We start from the raw sequence: 546 nt of genomic DNA, 5'->3' as shown, positions 1-546 counted from the left end.
CCTCGATGTCGGCTCATCACATCCTGGGGCTGAAGCAGGTCCCAAGGGTATGGCTGTTCGCCATTTAAAGTGGTACGCGAGCTGGGTTTAGAACGTCGTGAGACAGTTCGGTCCCTATCTGCCGTGGGCGTAGGAAAATTGAGAGGAGCTGCTCCTAGTACGAGAGGACCGGAGTGGACGAACCTCTGGTGTACCGGTTGTGACGCCAGTTGCATTGCCGGGTAGCTAAGTTCGGACGGGATAACCGCTGAAAGCATCTAAGCGGGAAGCCTCCCTCAAGATGAGTTTTCCCATGAAGCCCGTTGAAGACGACGACGTTGATAGGCAAGGTGTGGAAGTACGGTAACGTATGAAGCTAACTTGTACTAATTGGCTGATTGTCTTGACCATATAACCTGAAGTGCTGTGAACAACAACACAGTCTAGGTTAAAACACAAGGTAAGTTTGTGACTCGTTAATCTTTACCAGGCTGTTAATTCAGCCTTACCGGTTTTCCTGGCGACCATAGCGGTTTGGAACCACCTGATTCCATCTCGAACTCAGTA

2 rRNA genes are annotated in these 546 nt (G+C 50.4%); both read left to right on the top strand.

Annotated features, from left to right (window positions below):
- A 23S ribosomal RNA gene (locus E1P04_RS17500) occupies window positions 1–390 on the top strand; the annotation flags it as partial.
- Between the two features lie 105 nt (window positions 391–495).
- A 5S ribosomal RNA gene (gene rrf / locus E1P04_RS18505) occupies window positions 496–546 on the top strand; the annotation flags it as partial.

This window comes from Legionella gresilensis, from assembly GCF_900639865.1.
In the GTDB taxonomy this organism is placed as follows: domain Bacteria; phylum Pseudomonadota; class Gammaproteobacteria; order Legionellales; family Legionellaceae; genus Legionella_C; species Legionella_C gresilensis.
Note: the sequence above shows the minus strand (reverse complement) of the source record. Positions and strands in the feature narration are given on the sequence as shown.